A 21550-nucleotide genomic window follows, 5' to 3' on the forward strand; every position below is an offset into this window, starting at 1 on the left:
TTTTAGTTTTATCTTTGTTGTTTAATTTAAATTCACTACTATGCTTTTTCCGTCTTTACTTACACTTAGAGTGTATTTAGCCTTTTGAACTTTTGCTTTGATGTTTTTATGTAAGCTTTGATTGTTTTTAGTGATAGTTTCTAATAAGCTTTGTAAGTCTTTTTGATTTAGTTGTTTATTGTTTGCATCTACAAAGCCTTTTTCACTTTGCATTAAAATAAAACTTTTATTTTTTATATTATTGTTTGTATATACATTAATAGAACTATCTTTAGAAAGATTAATAGCTTCTTTAGCACTTAAATAAGTTTTAGTATCATCTTTTAAGATAAAGCTATAATGATCAAAGTTATTAATAGTATTTGCTTTTATACTTGTATTTAATACTAAATGATTATTAGTATTATTTTTATGCTCTAGAGCTTTTGATACAAAGCTAGTGTTTTCTTTAGTTTGTAAAAAGCTACCTGCTAATACATCTATATTGGTATTATTAAAAATATTAGTATTACCACTTAGATATAAGGTATTATTATAGCTTTTATCATTTTCACTATATACACCAGAAGCTGCTATGATGATAGTAGAATTATCTTTATACTCATCTATATTTAAATTAGCTATATGAGTATAATTATCATGAGTATTTTTAGCTATACCTGCACTAATTACTATTTCCCCTTCTCTTTTATCAGAAGCTGTTCCTAGGGCTAGATTATCAAAGATAAAAGTATTATTAGCACTTTCAGTATTAGCATTAATAACATAAACATTAGAACTAGCTGCACTTGAATAATCTTTAATATTTAAAGTATTATCTAAAGCACTTTCATTAGCTCTTAAAATGATTTTAGAACCTTTATCTATATTAGAAGCATTAGATAAAGATTGCACCATATTATATTTTATAGTGTTTTTTTCTAAATTATCTGCTTCTATAATAGCAGTGAGATTTCTACCTGATTTTACATTATCTAAAACTATACTATTAGCATTAGCACTACTTGCATAATAATCTTTATCATTTAAACTAACCTTGCTTACTCCATATAAGTATAAAGGCATAGCAATGTTTGAGTTTTTAATATTAATGCTATTGTTATTTGCTTTAGAACTTAGAGTTTGTGCTGCTATGATTTGAATTTTATCTTGATGGTTTTCAACAGTAATGCCTTGGGTTAAATCCCCATTGATATGAATACTATTTCTATTAGCTCCTTTAGTAGCTACCCCACCATAAAGATTAAACTCATTTTTACCTGTAAAATTAGAATTAATCTCAAATGGTTTTTTTAGATTAATGCTAATACTATTATCATTAGCTATACCATTATTAGTAATACCTGCATAAAAGTCTAAAAGAGCTTTTACTTCTACATTAGTATTTAATGCTAATAAGGTTTGTAAGTCTTTTATATCTATAGTGTTTTTATAAGCATTACCTTGTATGATTTTACCCCCATAGATTTCCCCTACTAAGATAGCATTATAAGCTAATGGGGTATTTTTAGTATCTACTCTTAAATCTAGTTTTAAATCATTGATTAATACACTATTATTACTTACTTCATAGCTTTGATTATTATTAACATCCACAAAAGCTCCTCCTAAGTGAGTAGCAGCTGATGTTGAATAAGCTCCACTTGGACCATGTACTAATAAAGAAGCTCCATCTATGATAACTTTATTATTTTTAGCATTAGCATTATAAGTAATGGCTCCTGTTACATGAGTCATTCTCTCATCAAAGATATTATTCCCTAAAGCACTTTGTCTATAAGGGGTAGTATGAAAGTCTATCTTTACGCCTTTATTTAATACAACTGTATTATTATTAGCATTAGCATCCACACCAAAAGCACCTAAGATATAAGGAGCACCATTTAAAGGTAAGGTGTAGGTGTTTTCAACACCCATATTGACATAGGCATCTTTTAAGAAATTTAAAGTATTATTACTTACTTCACCTTTTCTAGCTATGGCTGGAGTGATTAAAAAATTATATTTATTATCCAAACCAGTAGCTTTAGGATTAATCACTTCTTTATCAGTAGGTTTTAGATAATATACTGAAGATAATTCTCCTGCTTTTAATACTAAGGTATTATTATTAGCTTTTGCATTAAAGGTATAAGCAGAAACTAAAAAAGGTATATAGCTAGTTTGATTAATGGTGGTATTGTCTGAATTAGAACTATGAAAACCATTTACTACAAAAATATCTTCTTTAATACTTGGAGTAAGTATGTCTTGTTTAAAGTATAAATCATTCATTTTTACATGAGCTTTATCTTTAGGATTATCATAGATTAAAGTGATATTTGAAAGGTTTTTATTAGTAGCCATTTGACCATAGAAGTTTTTACCACTTAAGAATTTATAAGTATCAAGATTATAATCATAAACATCATTGTTCTCATAATGGTGTTTTTTAATTATATAAGCATTAGAAGTTTTATCATAATTTGCCTGGGTAGCAGCTTCTAAAGAACTTAGTGAAAAAATGGTAAGTAAAGAAAGTTTTAAAAGATTGGAGTTTTTATAGCGTTTTAAAGAGTGTGAGTTAAAACGAAAATTATCGTATCCCCCCCCCGTGAGGCGTTTTTTAGCTGTGTTTATATACATTGAAAAAGTCCTTTCAAAAAATGATTAATGTGTTTGATTGATTATTGTTTTTTAGTAATGAAATGTTTTTTTTTAATTACATTACTAATGTATTAATAATAATTTGGAAATGTTAATACTATATTTATAAATTTAAGCTTAAAGATATTTAAGATAAAATACATCTGAAATATAACAATATTAATATTTTTAATAATAACTATTGTAAAAATTTAATCTTATTTTCTAAAACACTTTTTGGGGTAAGTCCGATGAATTTTTCATTTATTTTACCTTTTTCATCATAAAAAACTATCACAGGCACACCATAAATTCCACCCACAGCTTTAGATAAAAATGAGCTTGCTTTAGCTTCATATAAAAGTGGTAAATCTAATTTTTTTTCTAAAAGAATTTTTTGAGCTTCTTCTTTTGACTTTACTCCATTTAACACCGCCAAAATAGGAAAATTTCTTTCTTTGTAAAGCTCATTAAGCATAGGAATTTGCGCATTACACGCACCACAATCTTGCGTGAAAAAAAATAAAGCATAAGCTTGATTTATATTTTGTGTTTTTAAGGTTTTTTCAAAACCATCATATTTGAAAGTATAGTTTTGACTTGAATTTAATGTTTGAAATTCACTATTTGAACATGCACTAAAGAAAAAAATGCTTATCAAAGCCAAGAAGCAATAGAAGCTTTTAAATACGACCATGGTTTTTCCCCTATAATTTTATCTTGAACCACTCCATCTTTTATTATAAAGGTTGTTGGTACCGCAAAAACACTAAATCTTTGCCACGATATATCTAAATCATCTTGCAAAAATGTAATATTTTTATAGTTGTATTTTGTAGCAAATTCTTCAAAATCTTTACCCTTATCTATAGAATCAAGTGCTAAAATAGTCATTTTTTTAGGGTATTCATTAGCTAGTTTTTCCAAAAGCGGTAAGTCTTTTAAACAAGAAGCACAACCTTGCTCTACAAAAGTTAAAATAATGAGATTGTCAAAATCAGCTAATTTAATTTTCTCACCTTCTAAATTTTTAGCTGCTATTTCTGGTGTTTTTAACCCTATTTTACCACCATTTTTGTTGTTGTTTTCAAAACATGCACTTAAAAAAATCAAACACAAACAAGCTAAGATTATACTTTTAATTTTCACTTTTCATTACTCCATGGCTTAAAATGATAGTTCTATCAGCAAAGGTGGCTAAGTCTGGATTGTGAGTGATTAAAACTATAGTTTTGCCATCTTGTTTTAATTTACAAAAAAGCTCTAAAATGTTTTTTTCATTTGCCTCATCTAAATTTCCAGTTGGCTCATCTGCTAATAAAATTTCAGGATCATTCACTAAAGCCCTTGCTATACATAGTCTTTGTTGCTCACCACCGCTTAACTGACTAGGTAAATGCGTAAGTCTGTGCGAAAGTCCTACTTTTTCTATTGCCATTATAGCATCTTTTTGTTCTATACTTGAATGATAAAACTGTGCTAGCATAACATTTTCTAAGGCATTTAAATAAGGTATTAAATGAAATTGTTGAAAAATCAAACCTATTTTTTCCCTTCTAATTACGCTTTTTTCTTCTTCGCTTAAATTTCCAACTTCCTTATCATCTAAAAAATACTCCCCGCTACTTTGAGTATCCATTAAAGAAAGTATATTTAAAAGCGTTGATTTACCTGAACCTGATGGACCCATAATGGCTATCCATTCACCTTTCTTTACTTCTAAGTTGATATTTTGTAAAGCCTTAACTTCATTAAAATTACGATTTAAATTTGAAATTTTTATAATACTTTTCATTACTCACCCTTTAAATTTTCACAAACACTGATTTTTAAAGCTTTTTTTAGTGGTAAAATACTTGCAAAAAAAGCAAATATTAAAGAAACAAACACCGCAAAAAACACTGAAAGCAATCTAAAATCTATGTTTGCATTAAAAATCAAATATCCAAAAATATTTGCTAAAAAATATCCACAAAAAGCACCAAGCAAACTCGCACTTAAGCTTAAAATAAACACTTCAGCTCCAAAAAGTTTGATGATTTCCTTATGCTTAGCTCCTAGTGCAAGGTGTAAGGCTATTTCTTTTTTTCTTGAAAAAATCACTGCGCTAAGAGTGGTATTTACACTCAAAGAGCTAATGAGTAAAATCGTTAAGCTAATCAAAGCCATCAAAGCTTTGATCTTTTCTAAAATCACACCTTCGCTAATAGATACTGAAGTTATAACTTTAGCTTCTACATTGCCCTTACTAAGTTCTTTTGCTTTTTGATCTAAACTTTCATAATCACCTAGCAAAATAGCTTGAGCATAATTAATCGCTTCTTTAGCCACTAACTCTTGAGCTTTTTTTAAAGAAATGATCAAAACCCCATCTTGTTCATCATTGCTTCTTAAAATAGCTTTGATTTTTACTTTGACTATTCTAGAAATGCTTGGATTATAAATTTGTAATTCTTGTCCTATTTTAAGCTCTAATTGTTTTGCCAAATCAGCCCCTACAAAGGCACTATCTTCACTAAAATCACTCAAAGAAAAACTTCCCTTTAAAACCTCCATAAAAGGCTTGGTAAGTTTTAAATTAGCAAAATCAACACCAACCACTACCGCACTTGAACTTTCAAGATTATAAAAACCATATAAAAATGGAGTTAAAGCTTTTGCTTTTAAGCTTTCTTTGACTTGATTAAACTCATCCATGCTTAAAAACTCATCATCTTTTGGCGTGATGATAAAATTAGCCCCATAAGCTTTTAATTCTTTAGATAATTTTGTATCAATATCAAAATAAATATTAAAAAATGAAGCACTAACCATAGCACCCATAAACACAGCTATAAAAATAACACAAACTCTTTTATAAGAAAAAATAAGAGATTTAAAAACCTCTTGTATAAAAAAATTATTTGCCATATAAAACCTCTGAAGTAGAAAGTTTAGAAATTCCTTTGATAGAAAATAAACATCCTAAAAAAACTATAAGCACCGCAAAAAATAAGCAAATTGGTAAAATAATCCAAGATATAGCAATAGTATGATCAAATATACTTAGAGCAATAACTTCTGAAACCCCAACGCCAAAAGCAAAACCAAAAACTGCTCCAACTAAAGCTACCACAACCCCTTCTAGTACAAAAATCATATAAATTTGCAAAGTGCTAGCACCCAAAGCTTTTAAAAGTCCTATTTCGCTTTTTCTTCTAAAAATATCTGCACTCATTAAAGATGATATAGCTATGGAAGCTACGATTAAACATATAATGCTAACTACCGCCATTAAAGATTGAATTTTAGATACTATCAAACTTTCTGCATCTGAAATCGCACTTACTACTTTTGTGCTAGCACCTTTAAAATCTTCTGCGATTTGATAAGCAATAGAGCTTACATAAGCAGTACAATACCACTGATCATACTCAAGCTGATTAAGACTATCTACATCACGTCTTGCTTTTTGTGCTAAATCATTTTCAGGTATAGTCAAAGCTGAAACTTCTGCTTTAGCAAATAAACCTTCTTTTTTAGAAAGTTTTTGTGCTAAAAGTAAAGAAGTAATGATTTTATTTGAAAAGGCTTGAGTTAAGTCTATAATACCAACAACTTTTGTTTTAAAAATTTGATCATTTTGCACAAGGGTGATTTCATCATCTATTTTTAAATCATACTTTTGTGCTAAGTCTTTTCCTAGCATTATTTCATCTAAACTATCATCTTTTGGGTAGCTTCCTTTGATTTGACTATATTTGTATAATTCTTTAATACCTGCATAAAAATCATCATCATCTTGCACCTTTATAGCTTTATCAAAATAAGTTCCCACTAAAGAGATATTTTCATAATTTGCACTTGGGGTTTGAATTTTTACCTGGGTGTCTAAAAATGGCGCAAAGGCGTTGATATTATTTCTCCAAAAAATTTCTTTTATAGTATGGAGTTTGCTTTCTTCTAAAAAATTTTGATTTTTCAAAGGCTCATAGATTTTATTACCTACTTCTACACTCAAACTTGCGCCTTTAGGTAAAACTAAAATATTTGATCCATAACTTCTTAATTCTTTTGTGATTTCATTACCTATACCCAAAGTAAGATTTAACATAGTAGCCATAAGTAAAGTAGCTAAAAAAATCGTTAGTAAGGCTAGAGATTTTTGAATTTTATTTTGGAAAATAGAATTTTTTATGATCTTAATTTGCATAGTCATTTCCTAATAAATTATGAATTCTATATTTTGAAGTTTTATTCATATCGATGTATTTTAAAGGATCGTTTTTAAACTCTTCATAGTTTTTTTCATTAGCAAAAAAATATGTTCTTCCTTTATAAACATAAGATCTTGGTGCTTTTAAATTAATTAATTCAGTGCTATCGATAGGATCATAAACTTTCTTTTCCACTACCTGAGTGAAAAAATTCACCCCGTCTAAAATTTCTGAAAAAGGTATGATAACTTTGCCATTTTCAAATTTGTATTTCATAGGGATAGGATTACACCCACCTGCCTTACCTACACTTGGTAAGAAAATCCTAACATTACATGAAATACAAATTAACTCTCCGCCTTTTTTAACATATCCCATATCCCCACATATACTACAAGCATCAAAAACCGCTACTGGCGAGTCTTTATCTTCTCTTTTATTTATTAAGAAAAATCTCACTACCTTACCCTCATCGCTAATATAAGCAAAGCGGTGTAAGTTATTATCTCTTAAAATAGCTACATCAAAGACAAATTCATCATTTTCATTTGGCTCTACATAGGTTGGCTCGTCTATGGTTATCGGTCTTGAAGCATGCAAGTCATAAAAAAGAAAAACACAAAGACTTAAAATCATAGCACTAAAAATACTTGCGCTAAAATTAGTTATAGTTAAATTTTTTGCTTGATTTTTTCTAAATTCTATATCAAAATCTTTTTTCTTAGTATTTTTACTTACTCTTTGCTTTAGAGCCAAAACTATAAAAAGCCCTAATAACACAAACCATACATAAGTATAAAATTTAGCATAATACACACTTTTTGCCACATAGCTTAAATACAAGCTTTCTGTTTCTATCACACCTTCTCTCATAAGGTGTAATAAAATTTGAGCTAAAGCTTCATTTAGATAAAAAACCACGATAATAAATAAAAATAAATTTAAAAACTTAAATTTAAATTCTCTTAGCCATCTTGTAAAAAGATAAGCTCCAAAACACATAATAAAAGCAAGTAAAATAAGCCCAAAAGAGCTAATGGCTAAAGAATCCAAAAAATTAGTGCTTAATATAGGAAAATCTATAGAAATATGTAAGTATTTTACACCAAAAGCAAAAGATAATAAAAAAAGCAATATTGCTTGAATTTTTTCTTTTAAAAAATTATTTTTCATAAAAGAAAAAACGATAATACTCAAAAACAATAAAACAAATAAAATATCATTAGAAAAATATAACAAATCATAACTTAGTGTTTTAGCACTAATAAAAAAAGCAAAATAAGAAAAAACAAAACCCACAAAAGCAAGTTTAAACACTAAAGAATTTTTTAGATTATAAAAAAATAAAGCACTCAAAAGCGCATAAGAAAAAAATACTCCAAAAAAATGTACAAAATAAATCGACATAGGCTCTTCTTTGATAGAATTTATTTATAAAATCAATAATTTCATAAATAAACCCTAGCAAAAAGCTAGGGAAAAAATCACTTAGGTTTTCCTGTGTATTTGAAGTTATATTTAACTGAAAATGGCTCAAACCACTTACCAACACCTGTTTCTTTATCAACATGGCGTCCAAAACCTTGTTTTTCTGGACTTTCTATTAAAAATACTAACTCATAGTTTCCTATGCCTGTATCCATTTTTAAATTCGCACCATAGTGAGGACCATCATCTGCTACCATAGGCATAAGAGTTCCTGTTTTTACTTTACCATTGTCAAGATTAGTTAGTTTATAAGCTATAGTTAGATATGGTATCCAAAAGCCTTCTGGAAAACCGTTTTTATTGCCCTTTAATGCATGAATATCTGCTTCAAGGTGAATATCTGCTAAACTTGCTGCAAGATCAATCCCTCTTGGCTCCATTTCGATTGGTTGTAAATAAACCGCTGCTATTTCCATACCATTTAACTCATAAGGATCACCAATTGGCACCTCTGCTGCAAAAACTGAACTAGCTAAAATACTAGCTGCTGCGCCTAAACTTAATAAAGTTTTTTTCATATTTTTTCCCTTTTATTTGAAATTTGCTTTGTTATAAAAATACCCATAATGAGTAAGATTAAAACCATAAACTGAGGTATGATGCTCTCATAGTAAGGATAAATTCCAAGCCATAAAATTCCTTCAAAATCAAAAGGAAGTAAGCTTGGTGTAATAACCTTAGCTTCTATGAGCTCACCAATGCCTTTGCCTGTAAAGACAAAGACCATGTAAAAAATAATGTATGAAGTTATATAGAAAAATTGTTTTACTGGTATTTTTAAAGCACCAGCTTTTAATAAATAATAAAGTATGATAAGTATAATTAATCCACTAGCTAATCCTATAAATATAAAACTATAATCAGTACTTGTTTTTGCATCAAATAATAAAGCCTGATAAAAAAGAATAGTTTCAGCACCTTCTCTATATACAGCTAAAAACACACTAAACCATAAGGTTTTTGCTGAATTATTTGATATAGCTTCAACCGCTTGAGTTTTTACATAATTTGCCCATTTTTTATTTTGCGCATTTGATAAAAGCCAAAAACCCACATAAAACAATAATGCAACAGCCACAAGCATAGTAATACCTTCTAAAAACTCTCTGCTTTGTCCTGCTTGCTCTTTAAAAATCCATGAAATAAAAAATGCCGTTACAAAACTTAAAAACACCCCGCTCCAAAGTGCTGAATATACTATATTCAAACGCTTTTTATTACCACTTTGAACTAGGTATGAAACTATAGCTACAATGATGATTAAAGCCTCCAAACCCTCTCTTAAAATAATGCCCAAAGCCCATATAAATAAAGACATAGGCGAGGATTCTTGAATTTTATCCAAAGAGCCTTCTACCAAGGCACTAAGCTCGTCAAAATTTTGTTTTAATTCTTCTTTAGAAGCGCTTGCTTTAATAAGTGCAACACCTTTTGAAAAATAACTTTCGATTTTTAATTTTAAAGCACTATCAATAGCTCCAATTTTACTTTCCATACCACTTGCTTCGAAAATATCCAAATACACATTTTGCAAAGCATCAATGCTATTTAAACTAAATCCCTCATAATTTTGCAAAATATCATTAAGCGCAATTTTCATATCATCATATACTTTAGTATAGTTCTTAGTACCCATAGCACTCTCATTAAAGCCTTTAACCTGAAGTAAAGCTAATTCTTCTTTAGGTAAAGCTAAAAACGCTTCATATAATAAATCTGATATATTTGAAATTTCATCTCTGATAGTTTTTTCATCTAAAGTATTAGCATTGATTTTTCTTATAATAGTTCTAAGTTTGGTTTGAATTTTTTTATCCATCCCCGCTTTAGTGTATCTTGCTACTAAAACTTCTACTTTTGAGTTTCTATAATCCTCAAACAATGCTGATTGGATTAGATCTTTAGCTTTTTGATAGTCTTTATTTACAAAAGCCAATGCTGCTTGATCAAGCTTTGAAATCATTGAATCCATTAAAAATTGCAATCTTACATCCAAAGCCGAAGCTTCTTGCAAGGCTAGCAATGTTTCATCTTTTTGAGCTTCTTGTTCTTGAGCAACCAAATTTTGAGTTGAGTTTTGCGGAGCTTGCTCTTTAATATCTTCTCCAAGTAAAGCTGCAAACATCGCTTCAGCTTGAGCTTGACGCTCTTTTTCTGCTTTTAAAGATAAACTTTCAGCTACTTTTTTATCATAATTTACATCACTAGCCTCAGCTTTAAGCTGAAAGCCTTTTTCTAAAATAGGAACTATTTCATCTAAATCAAAATACAAACTACTAACTAAAGCTTCTATTTTAGAAAATTCTTCTTTATCTTTATATAGCTTTCTTAAATTAACAAATTTACGCTCCATGACAATGGCTTTTCTGCCAACATTACGCCCAATAGATCCTTCCATTGTTTCAAAATGCTGAAAATAAGCATCTTCTGCTTTTTTCTTTGCTTCTAAATTTTTATTTTCTTTATATAAAATCATACTTTCATTTAAAATTTGCTTGATTGCTTGAGCTTCTTTTTGATAATCAATCTCTCTTGCATAAATAATAGAACAAAATAAAAAGATTATTAATAAACTTATTTTTCTGAACACTTATTTTCTCCAAAAATGATATTCATTTTTAAAATCATAGTCGCAAGTATAATACCAGCTTTCTTAAATTTAGATAAACATTATCATTATTTATTTCATAATAAATCAGATAAAAATACTATAAAATGCTACTTTTATATACAAAATACACTAAAAAATTCTTATTTTCAAGAATATTGTTTATTTTTTATTTATTTTAATCATAAAAATAAGTTTTTCTTTGCTAGTATGTGTCGTTTTTAAATTATAAAGGAGTTTTTGTGATAGTAATTACCCATGAAAAACCAAGTAAAGTCAAAAAAATATTAAAAAATTTAGGTTTTTGGGTAATCATAGGAATAATAGCTGGCATTAGCCTTGGTTTGTTAGATAAAGAACTTGCATTAGCTAGTAAAATCGGGGTAGATTATTTTATACAAGCTTTAAAATTTTTAATAGGGCCTATTATATTTTTAACTATTGTTTTAGGAGTTGTTAGTCTTGAGAGTTTAAAGCAAGTTGGAAGTATAGGCGCTAAAGCTTTACTTTACTTTGAAGTAGTAAGCACCTTTGCTTTAGCTATAGGAATTTTTATGGCAAATATCATGGGACCTGGAAAAGGAATGAACCTTGATCCAAGTACCTTAGATAAAGATAGCGTAGCTCAATTTGTTAATAAAAACATAGAAATAAGTGCGCAAAATGAGATTTTACATATTTTAAAAGATGCTATACCTACTGATATTATCACTGCTTTTAGCGAAGGAAAGACATTACAAATCTTAGTTATAGCCCTAGCTTGTGCTTTTATTGTTTCACTTATGAGGGTTGATGAGAGAAAAGCTATACAAAAAACCTTAGAAATAATGCAAAGCTTTGTTTTTAAAATTCTAGAAATTATTATGTATTTTTCTCCTATTGCTGCTTTTTCTGCGATGGCATTTTTAGTAGCAAAATATGGGCTTGATTCTTTATTAAATTTAGGATATTTGCTTATTGTTATGCTATTTGCTTCTTTGCTTTTTATCTTTGGAGTTTTAGGACTTATTTGTTTTATTGCTAAAGTTAATATTTTTAAATTTATGCGTTTTATTTCAAGAGAAGTTTTGATAGTTTTTGCTACAAGCTCTAGCGAATCAGCATTAGCTCCACTTATGAGAAAACTTGAAAAAGCAGGAATTTCAAAGGCCACTGTGGGTTTAGTATTGCCGACTGGGTATAGTTTTAATCTTGATTGTACTAATATTTATTTAGCTATGAGTTTGATTTTTCTTGCACAAGCTTTTAATGTGGAACTTTCTTTGATGCATGAAATTAGCATTTTAATCGTACTAATGATAGCCTCAAAAGGTGCTGTTGGTGTAACTGGTTCAGGTTTTATCATACTAGGAAGTACGCTGGCGGCTTTATCTAATATGCATATAGCAGAAGCTAATAATGGCTTAGGGGCAAGCTTGGGAGAGGTTTTACCTGTGGCTGCTATTTCTATACTTTTGGGCGTGGATAAATTTATGTCTGAAATTCGTGCAGTAGGAAATTTATGTGGTAACAGCGTAGCAGCTTTAATCGTAGCTATTTGGGATAAACAAATAGACTGGGAAAAATTCCGCTACGCTCTTGATAATCCTAAAGAATTTACAAATGCAGGTTTTGATTAAAAAACCTCTTTTTGAATTTTTTCTACATATTTTTCTCTTAGCTTTTGGGTATAAAAGCCTACTTTACCGTCATTAATTACCTTACTATCTGCTTTTATAACACCCAAAATCAAAAAAGTAGCTGCGGAAATAAATACCTCATCAGCTTCATACACTTCTTTCATACTAAAAGCTCTTTGATCTACTTTAAGATCAAGTTCTTTTGCAAATTTTAATATATTTTTACGGCGAATTCCTGGTAAGATTTCGTTAGAAAACGGCTTGGTAATTAAAGTTTTATCTTTAATAATAAAAGCTGAACTACTAGAAGCTTCTGTTACTAAAGCATTTTCTACCATAAAAGCTTCAAAAACCTTAGCTTTAATAGCTTCTTCTTTTGCAAGACATTGAGCTAGTAAAGAAATAGATTTTATATCCCTTCTTTTCCATCTTAAATCAGCAGTTGAAATAACGCTTACCCCGTTTTTAGCATGCTCATGCTCAATCACTTTACATTCAAAAGCAAAAGCCATAATAGTAGGTTTTAACTCCTTTAAAAGAGCAAAATTTCTACTAGCAACCCCTCTAGTAACTTGCATATAAAGTCCGCCTTCTTTAAGAGAGTTTTTAATGATTAATTGTTCTAAAATATTTTCAAATTCTTCTTTTGCATAAGGAATTTCTAATTCAATTTGAGCCAAACTACGCTCAAAACGCTCCCAAAATTCTTCCTTATCGGCTATTTTTGCGTTTACCACAGGAACTACTTCATAAATTCCATCTCCAAAGATAAAACCTCTATCAAAAACACTCACTTTAGCTTCACTAGCTTTTACAAACTCATCATTTAAAAATACTATTTCCATTTCTTGCATAAGTCCTCCTTTAATCGAATAAATCAACAATATCTTTTGGCAAATCAAGCTGATTAGAATAATAAAAATACTTAGCTAAAACTAAAATTCCTATATAAAATTCTATTTTTTCATCTAAAAATTGCTCTATGTAAGCATGGGCATTTTGTATGATTTCCTTTGCTCTATGTGGATTAGCTAAATAATAATCAAGTAAAGTTTCTACATTTTCATAATCATCATCAATCAAAGCAAAATGCTCATTTGGAACTAGCTTTCCTTCCATAAACCAAGTTTCATAACGCATTTTTGATGCTAAAACTAAAGAATTTGTTTTCATAGCCCACTTTAAGTTACTTGCTACATCATTACCCTCTAATGAAAGTAAAAATTTAAATTGGGTTTGATAGGCTCTACTAATTTTAAAATTTAAATTTTTAATCCATTTTTCAGCTTGAATTTTTCTACCGCCAACATGAGCAATATCACAACGAGGATTATCAAAATACTTTTCAAAAAATTTAATACGATGAGGCTGATAAATCGCGCCTCTAAAAAAAAGCAAGTCTTTTTTATCTTCAAATTGATTTTTATCTTGTATAAAATCAAAATGTCTGTTTTTATCTAATTTTAAAATGATGTTATTAAAACCATTTTTAACTGGTCTTGATTTAGCTATGCTTGGATATTTAAGATTATAACTAATATCCCCAAAACCCTTAATCCATAAAAAATCATCATTAAAATACTTGCTAATTGCATAAGCATCATAAGCATAGGAAGTTTTTTTAAAAGGAAATTTTCCTATTTTTTCGTAATTTTCAAATTTTTTTATATCAAAAAAATCATTTTGCAGATTGTAATAATTTAAACGAGTAGTTATATTATCTATATTTTTTGAATTTAAAATTTCTTTTAAAATATTTTGTAATTGATTTTGATAAATTTTTCTAGATATAAAACTTTTAGCTATACCTTTTACATTCATCATAAATCTAGAATCTGCCATTTTTCTTCCGTTTTGATATTAAAATAATATAAATTTTATCACAAGATTTCATTTACAAGACTTAAAATTTTAGTTTATTTAAAAACAAAAATGTTAAAATCACAAAAATCACAAACTAACTGGGTAAAAAATGAAAATACAAGAATTTATTTTAAACTTTATTTTTAAAGTTTCAAACCAACCTGTTAATTTAAAGGATTTACTAGAAGCAAATGCTTTACTTAATGAAGGCATGATGATAGATCCTGCGAAATTAAATTTTAAATTTAAGGTGTTTAATTCTTATCTTATTTATGCATTTTTTTGTGCTTTAATTATCATTCCTCTAATTTTAATTACACATTATTTTTTAACAATTATTGATTTTCATATTAGTATTTTAAGTGCTATTTTTGTCACTGCTTGTGTTTTTATTGGCTATGATATTTTTAAAATTTATACTAGGAAAATCATTAGCAAAAGATTATTAAAAAAAGCTTGGGCTTTGCATTTTCCATACTTTGCTTATGAAAAATACTCAAAAATAGCAGAAAATATTTATAATCAAGCTATTAAAGAAGAAATTCCAAAAAATCAACTCGAGCAATATGTTTTAGAAAAAATCATTCAAACACAAGATTAATCTAAAAAGTCTAAAACTTGATTTTGAAAATACAGCGCTTCAAGCTGCCTTTTAAGCTCTTTATTTTCTTCGTCTAAAACAAGCTCTTGTGATCTTAAATCTGCTATATCTCTACTTACATAATAAATTTGATTTCTGATGTAAATTTGGGGGAAAAATATCAATAAAGCAAATGCTATCATCAAACCTGCATATAATAAATTCTTAGGACTTAAATTTTTATTTTCCTCGCTTACTATGCTGTCTAAAAGCTCGTATTTATCCTCTTGATTATATTCTTGGTTTTCTTCAAATCTTACTTTTTCTTCTAAAATTTTTTGTTCTTGTTTAGCTAATTTTTCTTTTTCTTTTAATTCTTCTTGAGCTTTTCTTATTTTTTCTTGTTCGATTTTTTTTTGTTCTTTTAATTCTTGCTTGAGTTTAGCCTTTTCTTTTCTTTTTTCTTTTAAATCTTGAAATTTTGAAGCGACAAAAACATTGCTTTGAGTAAGAATTTTAGATATTTGAATAGAATCTTTATTTTCTTGCTTTTTTTCTGTTTTTTTTACTTCTTGTGGTGATTTGCTACTTTTAAGCGTTTTAGAATTTGCAATATTTTTTTTATCAAATTTTTCTTTTTGTTTTTTGAGAAAATTAAGTTGAAGCTTGAAAGGCTTTTTTTCTTCTAATTTAACATTAATCAAATCCTCTTTTAAATAAATAGCGGATTGTTTTTTGGGTTTTTCTTCATATTCTTCATCAAAATCTGTAAATTTAGGTCTTTTCTTACGCTGTATTCTATTTTTTAATATACGATCACTTTCATTAAAATTTTGCTCATATTCTTCATAAGGCCTACCTTCTTTTATAGCCCTAGAATATTTCAACATTTTTTCACGTATATTTTGTTTTTCTTTCAGAAAATCATCTTCAACCATTATTTACCTAAAATAAAAAATTCTCATTTTTGCACAACTTGATCTACTATTATAACCTATTTCTTCTTTAGAGGCACTTATAGCTTTTTTACTTAAAATTTTCCCAAGACTATGATTTTTGCCACATTCACATTTTATAGCTCTTTCATCACAAATACAGTCTTTTTCCCATCTTTTAAAAGTATTTTTTACCATTCTATCTTCTAAAGAATGGAAACTAATAATAACTAATTTGCAATCTTTTAATTTTGCTTTTTCTATATTTTCAAGCAAGGATTTTAACTCGCCAAGTTCGTTATTTACTTCTATACGCAATGCCTGAAACACAAGCAAAGCCAAAGACACATTGCGCCCTTTTAATTTAGCACTTCCTATAATTTGACTTAATTCTTTTGCACTTGTAATCTCTTTTTGACTTCTTGTATTGATGATTTTTTGAGCAAGCATTGAAGCAACAGGTGCTAAATCTCCATAGTCTTTAAAAATTTGCTCCAAAGCTTCCTTACTATAAGAATTCACCACTTCTTTAGCGCTTAAAGGATTATTTTGATCCATTCTCATATCTAAAAAATCAGAATTTAGTGAAAAACCTCTATCATTTTTATCAAGCTGTAAAGAAGACACGCCAATATCAGCTAAAATTCCTCTTAAGTTTTGCGTTGGAATTTGAGTTAATATATCTTTAAAACCTATATGGTTAAAACTTACCCTATCTTGAAAATTTTTTAAAAATTCTTTAGAAAAATTTAAAGCTTCTAAATCCTTATCGCAAGCAATTAGTCTTAGTTTCTCATGAGCTTGTAATAATGCTTTAGAATGTCCTCCATAACCCAAAGTACAATCTAAAAAATCTCCAGTATCAAAATCATCAAAAGCATCTAAAACTTCTTGCAATAAAACAGGAATATGTGGACTTTGCAAAATGAACCTTTAAAATATTTTTTAGTATAATATCTTAGTTAAGTTTAAAACAAGGTTTTTGATGAATAAAGAAAATATCATTTCTCAAATTAAAATACTTTCTACTTCAATGTTTAAAAAAAATTTTTTTGGAATTTGTCACGGCTCTGTTTCAGCTAAATTATCTCAAGGATCATTTATTATCAATAAAAACAATGCGTTTTTAAATCAACTAGATGAAAAAAATCTAAGTATTTTAAAATTTGCAAAAGATTATAGCTGGGATGAAGCTAGCAGTGATTCTGAAATCCATAAAAGTATATATGAAAACATACCTGAAGCTAAATTTATATGTTTTGCCTGTCCAGCTTATACCTTATCCATGAGTTTAAATCATGATTTTATAACACCTCAAGATTATTTTGGTGAAATTTTTTTAGAAGAAATTCGTGTTTATAATCCTAAAAGCTATGAAGACTGGGAGGATAGATCGCAAACTGAAATTTATCGCTATATGTTAGAGCAAAAACAAAATTTTGTTGTTGTAAAAGGTTATGGTATCTTTGCTTATGGTAGAACAAGTTATGAATTAGGCAAAATTATAGATTTAATTGAAAATTCTTGTAAAATTATCCATTTAGCTGAAACAAATTTATCATAATCTTTTAAAATTAATTTTTTATTAATCACAAATTACCTATAATTTATGGTTTAATTTATTTAATTATGGATTGGGGTTAAAATGCTCACTTGGATGCAGCATCATAAAAAATATTTAGTTGTAACTATTTGGATTAGTGTTATTGCTTTTGTTGGAGCAGGTTTTGTTGGTTGGGGAAGTTATGATTTTAACACCGATAGATCAAATTCTGTTGCAAAAGTAGGCGATGAAAAAATCAGTTATGATGAGTTTAATCTTAAATATTCTCAACTATTTGGCTATTATTCTCAGCTAAACAATGGCAATTACACACAAGAACAGGCACAAAAAGATGGCTTAGACATCCAAGCTATCAATGAGCTTATACAAGAAAAACTATTACTTTCTTATGCTAAAACCTTAGGTTTGAATGTAAGCGAGGAAGAGATTGCTTATGATTTAGCACATCAAAAAATCTTTCATAATGCTTCAGGTGTTTTTGACAAAAATTTATACTATAATCTGCTTGCAAGAAACAACTATACACCAAAAACTTATGAAAAAATCATTCACGATGAGTTATTACTTAAAAAAATCAATGCTATTTTAAATTTACAAATCAAACCAAATGAACTTGATATGTTTGGTGCAAGTTTTTTAATGCAAGATAGTTTAAAAGTTCAAGCTATAAAACTTGACAATAAAAACATAACAATTGATGAAAAAGAGTTAAAACAAACTTGGGAGAAAAATAAAGAGCTTTATAAAACACAAAAAAGCTACGAACTTGCAACTTATTTTTTAAACCCAGATATAATTAAAGTTGATGACAAAGAAATCCAAGCTTACTATGAAGAAAATAAAAATGATTATAAAGATTTTGCGGGGAAAATTCTAAGCTTAGAACAAAGCAAAGATAAAGTTATCAAAGACTTAAAACTTTCTAAACTTAAACTTAAAGCCAATGAAAGCTATGTAGCTTTAAGAAAAAATGAGCTTAGTTTTGATAAAAATATCACAATCGGCGATGCTGATATTTATTATCCTTTGGAAAATATACAAAAAGCTAAAGAAAATGATTTTATTAAGCCTTTTAAATTTGAAAATGGCTATATGGTTGCAAAAGTTATAAAAATAAATCCTATACAAACTATGACTTTTGAGCAGGCTAAAAACGAGGTAAGTAAACTTTATCTCAAAGAAAAAACCAAAACCTTATTAGAAGAAAAAGCAAAACTTGCCTTAGATAATTTCCAAGGTATAGACATAGGAACTTATAGTCGCGATTCAAACAAAAATACAAAAGTAGGTGATATGATGAATGATACTGAATTTAGCGAGTTTTTAATGCATGTATTTGACTCAAACAAAGCTAAATCTTATGTATTGTTTGATGATAAAGCAATAGTTTATGAAATTACAAAGCAAACTTTAGAAAATAAAAATAAGGAAGAAATTTACAAATTTATCATAGAGCAAAGCGCTAAACAAACCAAACAAGCTTTGCTTAAGGAAGAGTTATTAAAAAAACTTATAGAATTATATCCAATTCAACGCTATTACAAAGGAAATACAAATTGAATATTTTAGGAATTGATTTAGGCTCAATACAAACTTGTGCCATATTAGCACAAAAAAGCGAAGAAGGACTCAAAATCATTGGTTTTGGAAAATCAAAATCAAATGGTATAAAAAAAGGAGCAATTACTAATATAGAACTTGCTTCGAAATCCATAGAAGAAGCAGTAGCCGATGCACAAATGATGTCAGGCGTGCATTATGATAAAGTAATTGTATCAATTTCAGGTGCTTATGCAAAAAGTGTGGATAGTATAGGTGTAGTTAATATACCAAATCATGAAATAGGTATTAAAGAAATTCACAGAGCAGTGAGTACAGCAAAGCATACTGCAAATATTCCTAGTGGTTATGAAATCATTCATGTATTGCCTTATAATTTCAAAGTCAATGATCTTGAACATGTAGAAGATCCTTTAGGAATGAGCGGAAATCGCCTTGAAGTTTCAACACATATTGTAATCTCACAAGAAGTGCATATAAAAAATCTAAAAAAAGCAGTTGAGCTTGCTGATCTTAGAGTAGATAATATCGTTCTTTCAGGTTATGCTTCTTCTATTGCATGTTTTGATGATAGCGAAAAAGAATTAGGTGCTATTTTAATCGATATGGGTGGAGCAGTTTGTGATATGGTCATTCATGCGGGTAATTCTATACGCTATAATGAATGCCTACAAATTGGATCAGTAAATATCACTAATGACTTATCTATAGCTTTACATACTCCACCAAAAGAAGCAGAAAAATTAAAACTAAACTACGCTTCTTTAGCGCAAAATGAAAATTCTATCATACAAATACCATATATGGGTGATGAAAAAAGAAAAAATGAAGTTTCAGTAGAAGTTATATCTAATGTTATTTATGCAAGAATTGAAGAAACTATTATTATTTTAGCTAAAATGCTAAGTGATAATGCTTGTGCAAATCAAGCAGGAGCAGGTATAGTATTAACAGGTGGAATGACAAAATTTGCAGGACTTGACAAACTTGCTTCAGCTTATTTTGATAATAAAGCTGTTAGAATAGCGACCGCAAAAAAAGATACTATGGATGGCTTTAAAGAAATTTTTGAAGATGCGGAAAATAGCTGTGCTATAGGTCTTTGCTTATATGGTGGTGGACATTTTACTCCTTATGAATTAGACTCTAATGAGAAACTAAGATACAAAGGAGAACCTGAATTTATCAATAAGCAGATAAAACAAAATCTCACCATAGAAGAGCACGAAGAAGAAAATAAAGATTTTGAAGAAATTTTCCAAGATCAAAAAGACTTTGAAGAGGAAAAAACAGAATTAGCAAAAGCTGAAACCAAAAAAGATAAAAAATCAGGTTTTATGCATAAATTTTGGAATAAATTAATAAACCAGTTCTAATAGGAGACACAATGAGCGAATATCTAGTAGAAGAAATGCAACACGCAAAAGGTGCAAAAATAAAAGTCATAGGTTGCGGTGGCGGTGGCGGTAATATGATAGATCATATGGTAAATATGGGTTTACATGATCTTGATCTTATTTCAGCAAATACTGATGCACAAGCCATAGCTAAATCTTTAGCAAAAACTAGAATTCAACTAGGTGAGAAAAAAACCAAAGGTTTAGGTGCTGGAATGCAACCAGAAATTGGAGCAGAAAGCGCAAGAGAAAGTTTCGAAGAAGTAAAAGCTGCTTTAAGTCAAAGCGATATAGTATTTATTTCAGCAGGACTTGGCGGTGGAACTGGCACAGGTGCAGCTCCTGTTGTAGCACAAGCTGCTAAAGAAGTAGGTGCATTAACTGTTTCAGTTGTGACCATGCCTTTTGCATTTGAAGGAAAACAAAGAAAAAAATTAGCCGAAGCTGGCTTGGCTGAATTAAAAAAAGAAAGTGATTCTATCATTGTAATCCAAAATGAAAAACTTCTTAGCATACTTCCAAAAAAAGCAGGTATAAAAGAAGCATTTAAACTAGTAGATGATATCTTAGCTAGAGCTGTTAGGGGTATGGTGTCTATCCTTTTAGAAGATGGCGATATTAATGTTGACTTTGCTGATGTTAGAACTGTTATGAGCCATAGAGGTTTAGCTTTAATGGGCGTAGGTCATGGAGAAGGCGAAAATGCCATTATGGATGCACTATCAAGTGCTATAGAATCTCCATTATTAGATGGTATGACTATGAAAGGCGTTAAAGGCGTAATTATCCATTATAAAATTGGTCCTGAATGCTCATTGATAGAAATTTCACAAGCTACTCAAAGCATTAGCGATATAGCAGATGAAAATGCAAAAGTAATCTTTGGTGCAACTACTGATGAAAGTATGGGGGATCGCGTTGAAGTTACTATCATTGCTACAGGTTTTGAAGATAAAGCTGAAATAGAAAGTGCTAAAGAACAAGAAGAAAGTAAAAAAAATAGCTATATGAATTTACGCAAAGCTAGCGGTGGATTTGATGAGGAAGTAATTTCTCAGCTTGATGTTCCTGCTTTCTTACGTCGCCAAATGGATTAATTTTTAGTAAAAATCCTT

19 protein-coding genes are annotated in these 21550 nt (G+C 28.9%); 6 read left to right on the forward strand and 13 right to left on the reverse strand.

Going from position 1 to position 21550, the window contains the following annotated elements; all coding sequences use genetic code 11:
* Positions 1-21 precede the first annotated feature (21 nt).
* The 9 genes from EL235_RS05815 to EL235_RS05855 all read right to left on the reverse strand — a co-directional run bounded on the left by EL235_RS05815 (position 22) and on the right by EL235_RS05855 (position 10899).
* Entirely contained in the window at positions 22-2625 is a 2604-nt protein-coding gene (locus EL235_RS05815; protein WP_126341004.1) for a hypothetical protein, read from the reverse strand.
* Positions 2626-2824: 199 nt separating this feature from the next.
* Positions 2825-3292, reverse strand: a complete 468-nt coding sequence (locus EL235_RS05820; RefSeq protein ID WP_232017383.1) for a TlpA family protein disulfide reductase — start codon at positions 3290-3292, stop codon at positions 2825-2827.
* The gene (locus EL235_RS05825; RefSeq protein WP_126341005.1) at positions 3283-3774 is read right to left on the reverse strand and encodes a TlpA family protein disulfide reductase; all 492 of its coding nucleotides are present in this window, start codon (positions 3772-3774) and stop codon (positions 3283-3285) included. Before EL235_RS05825 ends, EL235_RS05820 begins: the two co-directional genes overlap by 10 nt.
* Positions 3764-4420 (reverse strand): ABC transporter ATP-binding protein, encoded by a 657-nt coding sequence (locus tag EL235_RS05830; RefSeq protein ID WP_039626765.1) that lies wholly within the window; start codon positions 4418-4420, stop codon positions 3764-3766. The genes EL235_RS05825 and EL235_RS05830 overlap by 11 nt, the downstream gene beginning before the upstream one ends.
* Complete coding sequence (locus tag EL235_RS05835; RefSeq protein ID WP_039626767.1) at positions 4420-5535, reverse strand: ABC transporter permease; 1116 nt, start codon at positions 5533-5535, stop codon at positions 4420-4422. Before EL235_RS05835 ends, EL235_RS05830 begins: the two co-directional genes overlap by 1 nt.
* Positions 5525-6817: an ABC transporter permease gene (locus tag EL235_RS05840; RefSeq protein ID WP_126341006.1), complete on the reverse strand. Its 1293-nt coding sequence runs from the start codon at positions 6815-6817 to the stop codon at positions 5525-5527. The genes EL235_RS05835 and EL235_RS05840 overlap by 11 nt, the downstream gene beginning before the upstream one ends.
* Positions 6807-8228, reverse strand: a complete 1422-nt coding sequence (locus EL235_RS05845) for a Fe-S-containing protein (RefSeq protein ID WP_126341007.1) — start codon at positions 8226-8228, stop codon at positions 6807-6809. The genes EL235_RS05840 and EL235_RS05845 overlap by 11 nt, the downstream gene beginning before the upstream one ends.
* Before the next feature lie 77 nt (positions 8229-8305).
* Positions 8306-8827 carry a ferrirhodotorulic acid transporter, periplasmic binding protein gene (locus tag EL235_RS05850; protein WP_012661874.1) on the reverse strand — a complete coding sequence of 174 codons (522 nt, stop codon included), beginning with the start codon at positions 8825-8827 and terminating at the stop codon, positions 8306-8308.
* Positions 8824-10899 carry an FTR1 family iron permease gene (locus tag EL235_RS05855; protein WP_126341008.1) on the reverse strand — a complete coding sequence of 692 codons (2076 nt, stop codon included), beginning with the start codon at positions 10897-10899 and terminating at the stop codon, positions 8824-8826. The genes EL235_RS05850 and EL235_RS05855 overlap by 4 nt, the downstream gene beginning before the upstream one ends.
* 260 nt (positions 10900-11159) lie before the next feature.
* Here EL235_RS05855 and EL235_RS05860 point away from each other — a divergent pair, with 260 nt between their 5' ends.
* Positions 11160-12536 carry a cation:dicarboxylate symporter family transporter gene (locus EL235_RS05860; RefSeq protein ID WP_039626771.1) on the forward strand — a complete coding sequence of 459 codons (1377 nt, stop codon included), beginning with the start codon at positions 11160-11162 and terminating at the stop codon, positions 12534-12536.
* Here the strand turns inward: EL235_RS05860 and EL235_RS05865 are convergent.
* Both EL235_RS05865 and EL235_RS05870 read right to left on the reverse strand, forming a co-directional pair.
* On the reverse strand, positions 12533-13390 hold the full coding sequence (locus EL235_RS05865) for an aminotransferase class IV (protein WP_114640532.1): 858 nt from the start codon (positions 13388-13390) through the stop codon (positions 12533-12535). The genes EL235_RS05860 and EL235_RS05865 overlap by 4 nt on opposite strands.
* A 10-nt stretch (positions 13391-13400) precedes the next feature.
* Positions 13401-14378 (reverse strand): glycosyl transferase family 90, encoded by a 978-nt coding sequence (locus EL235_RS05870; protein ID WP_039626773.1) that lies wholly within the window; start codon positions 14376-14378, stop codon positions 13401-13403.
* A gap of 130 nt (positions 14379-14508) precedes the next feature.
* Here EL235_RS05870 and EL235_RS05875 point away from each other — a divergent pair, with 130 nt between their 5' ends.
* Positions 14509-15000 (forward strand): hypothetical protein, encoded by a 492-nt coding sequence (locus EL235_RS05875; RefSeq protein ID WP_039626774.1) that lies wholly within the window; start codon positions 14509-14511, stop codon positions 14998-15000.
* Here the strand turns inward: EL235_RS05875 and EL235_RS05880 are convergent.
* The gene (locus EL235_RS05880; protein WP_126341009.1) at positions 14997-15917 is read right to left on the reverse strand and encodes a hypothetical protein; all 921 of its coding nucleotides are present in this window, start codon (positions 15915-15917) and stop codon (positions 14997-14999) included. The two genes, EL235_RS05875 and EL235_RS05880, sit on opposite strands and share 4 nt — an antisense overlap.
* A gap of 3 nt (positions 15918-15920) precedes the next feature.
* Complete coding sequence (rsmH, locus tag EL235_RS05885) at positions 15921-16838, reverse strand: 16S rRNA (cytosine(1402)-N(4))-methyltransferase RsmH (protein WP_039626776.1); 918 nt, start codon at positions 16836-16838, stop codon at positions 15921-15923.
* A gap of 61 nt (positions 16839-16899) precedes the next feature.
* Here rsmH and EL235_RS05890 point away from each other — a divergent pair, with 61 nt between their 5' ends.
* The 4 genes from EL235_RS05890 (at position 16900) to ftsZ (ending at position 21532) form a co-directional block, all read left to right on the forward strand.
* Entirely contained in the window at positions 16900-17478 is a 579-nt protein-coding gene (locus EL235_RS05890) for a class II aldolase and adducin N-terminal domain-containing protein (RefSeq protein ID WP_039618916.1), read from the forward strand.
* 81 nt (positions 17479-17559) lie between these two features.
* Entirely contained in the window at positions 17560-19038 is a 1479-nt protein-coding gene (locus tag EL235_RS05895) for a peptidylprolyl isomerase (RefSeq protein WP_126341010.1), read from the forward strand.
* A complete protein-coding gene (gene ftsA, locus EL235_RS05900) occupies positions 19035-20414 on the forward strand; it encodes a cell division protein FtsA (protein WP_039626778.1) in 1380 nt (459 codons plus the stop codon). Before EL235_RS05895 ends, ftsA begins: the two co-directional genes overlap by 4 nt.
* 11 nt (positions 20415-20425) lie before the next feature.
* Positions 20426-21532: a cell division protein FtsZ gene (ftsZ, locus tag EL235_RS05905; RefSeq protein ID WP_039626779.1), complete on the forward strand. Its 1107-nt coding sequence runs from the start codon at positions 20426-20428 to the stop codon at positions 21530-21532.
* Positions 21533-21550: the final 18 nt, after the last annotated feature.

Origin of the sequence: Campylobacter lari (genome assembly GCF_900638335.1) — a bacterium.
Classification (GTDB): domain Bacteria; phylum Campylobacterota; class Campylobacteria; order Campylobacterales; family Campylobacteraceae; genus Campylobacter_D; species Campylobacter_D lari_E.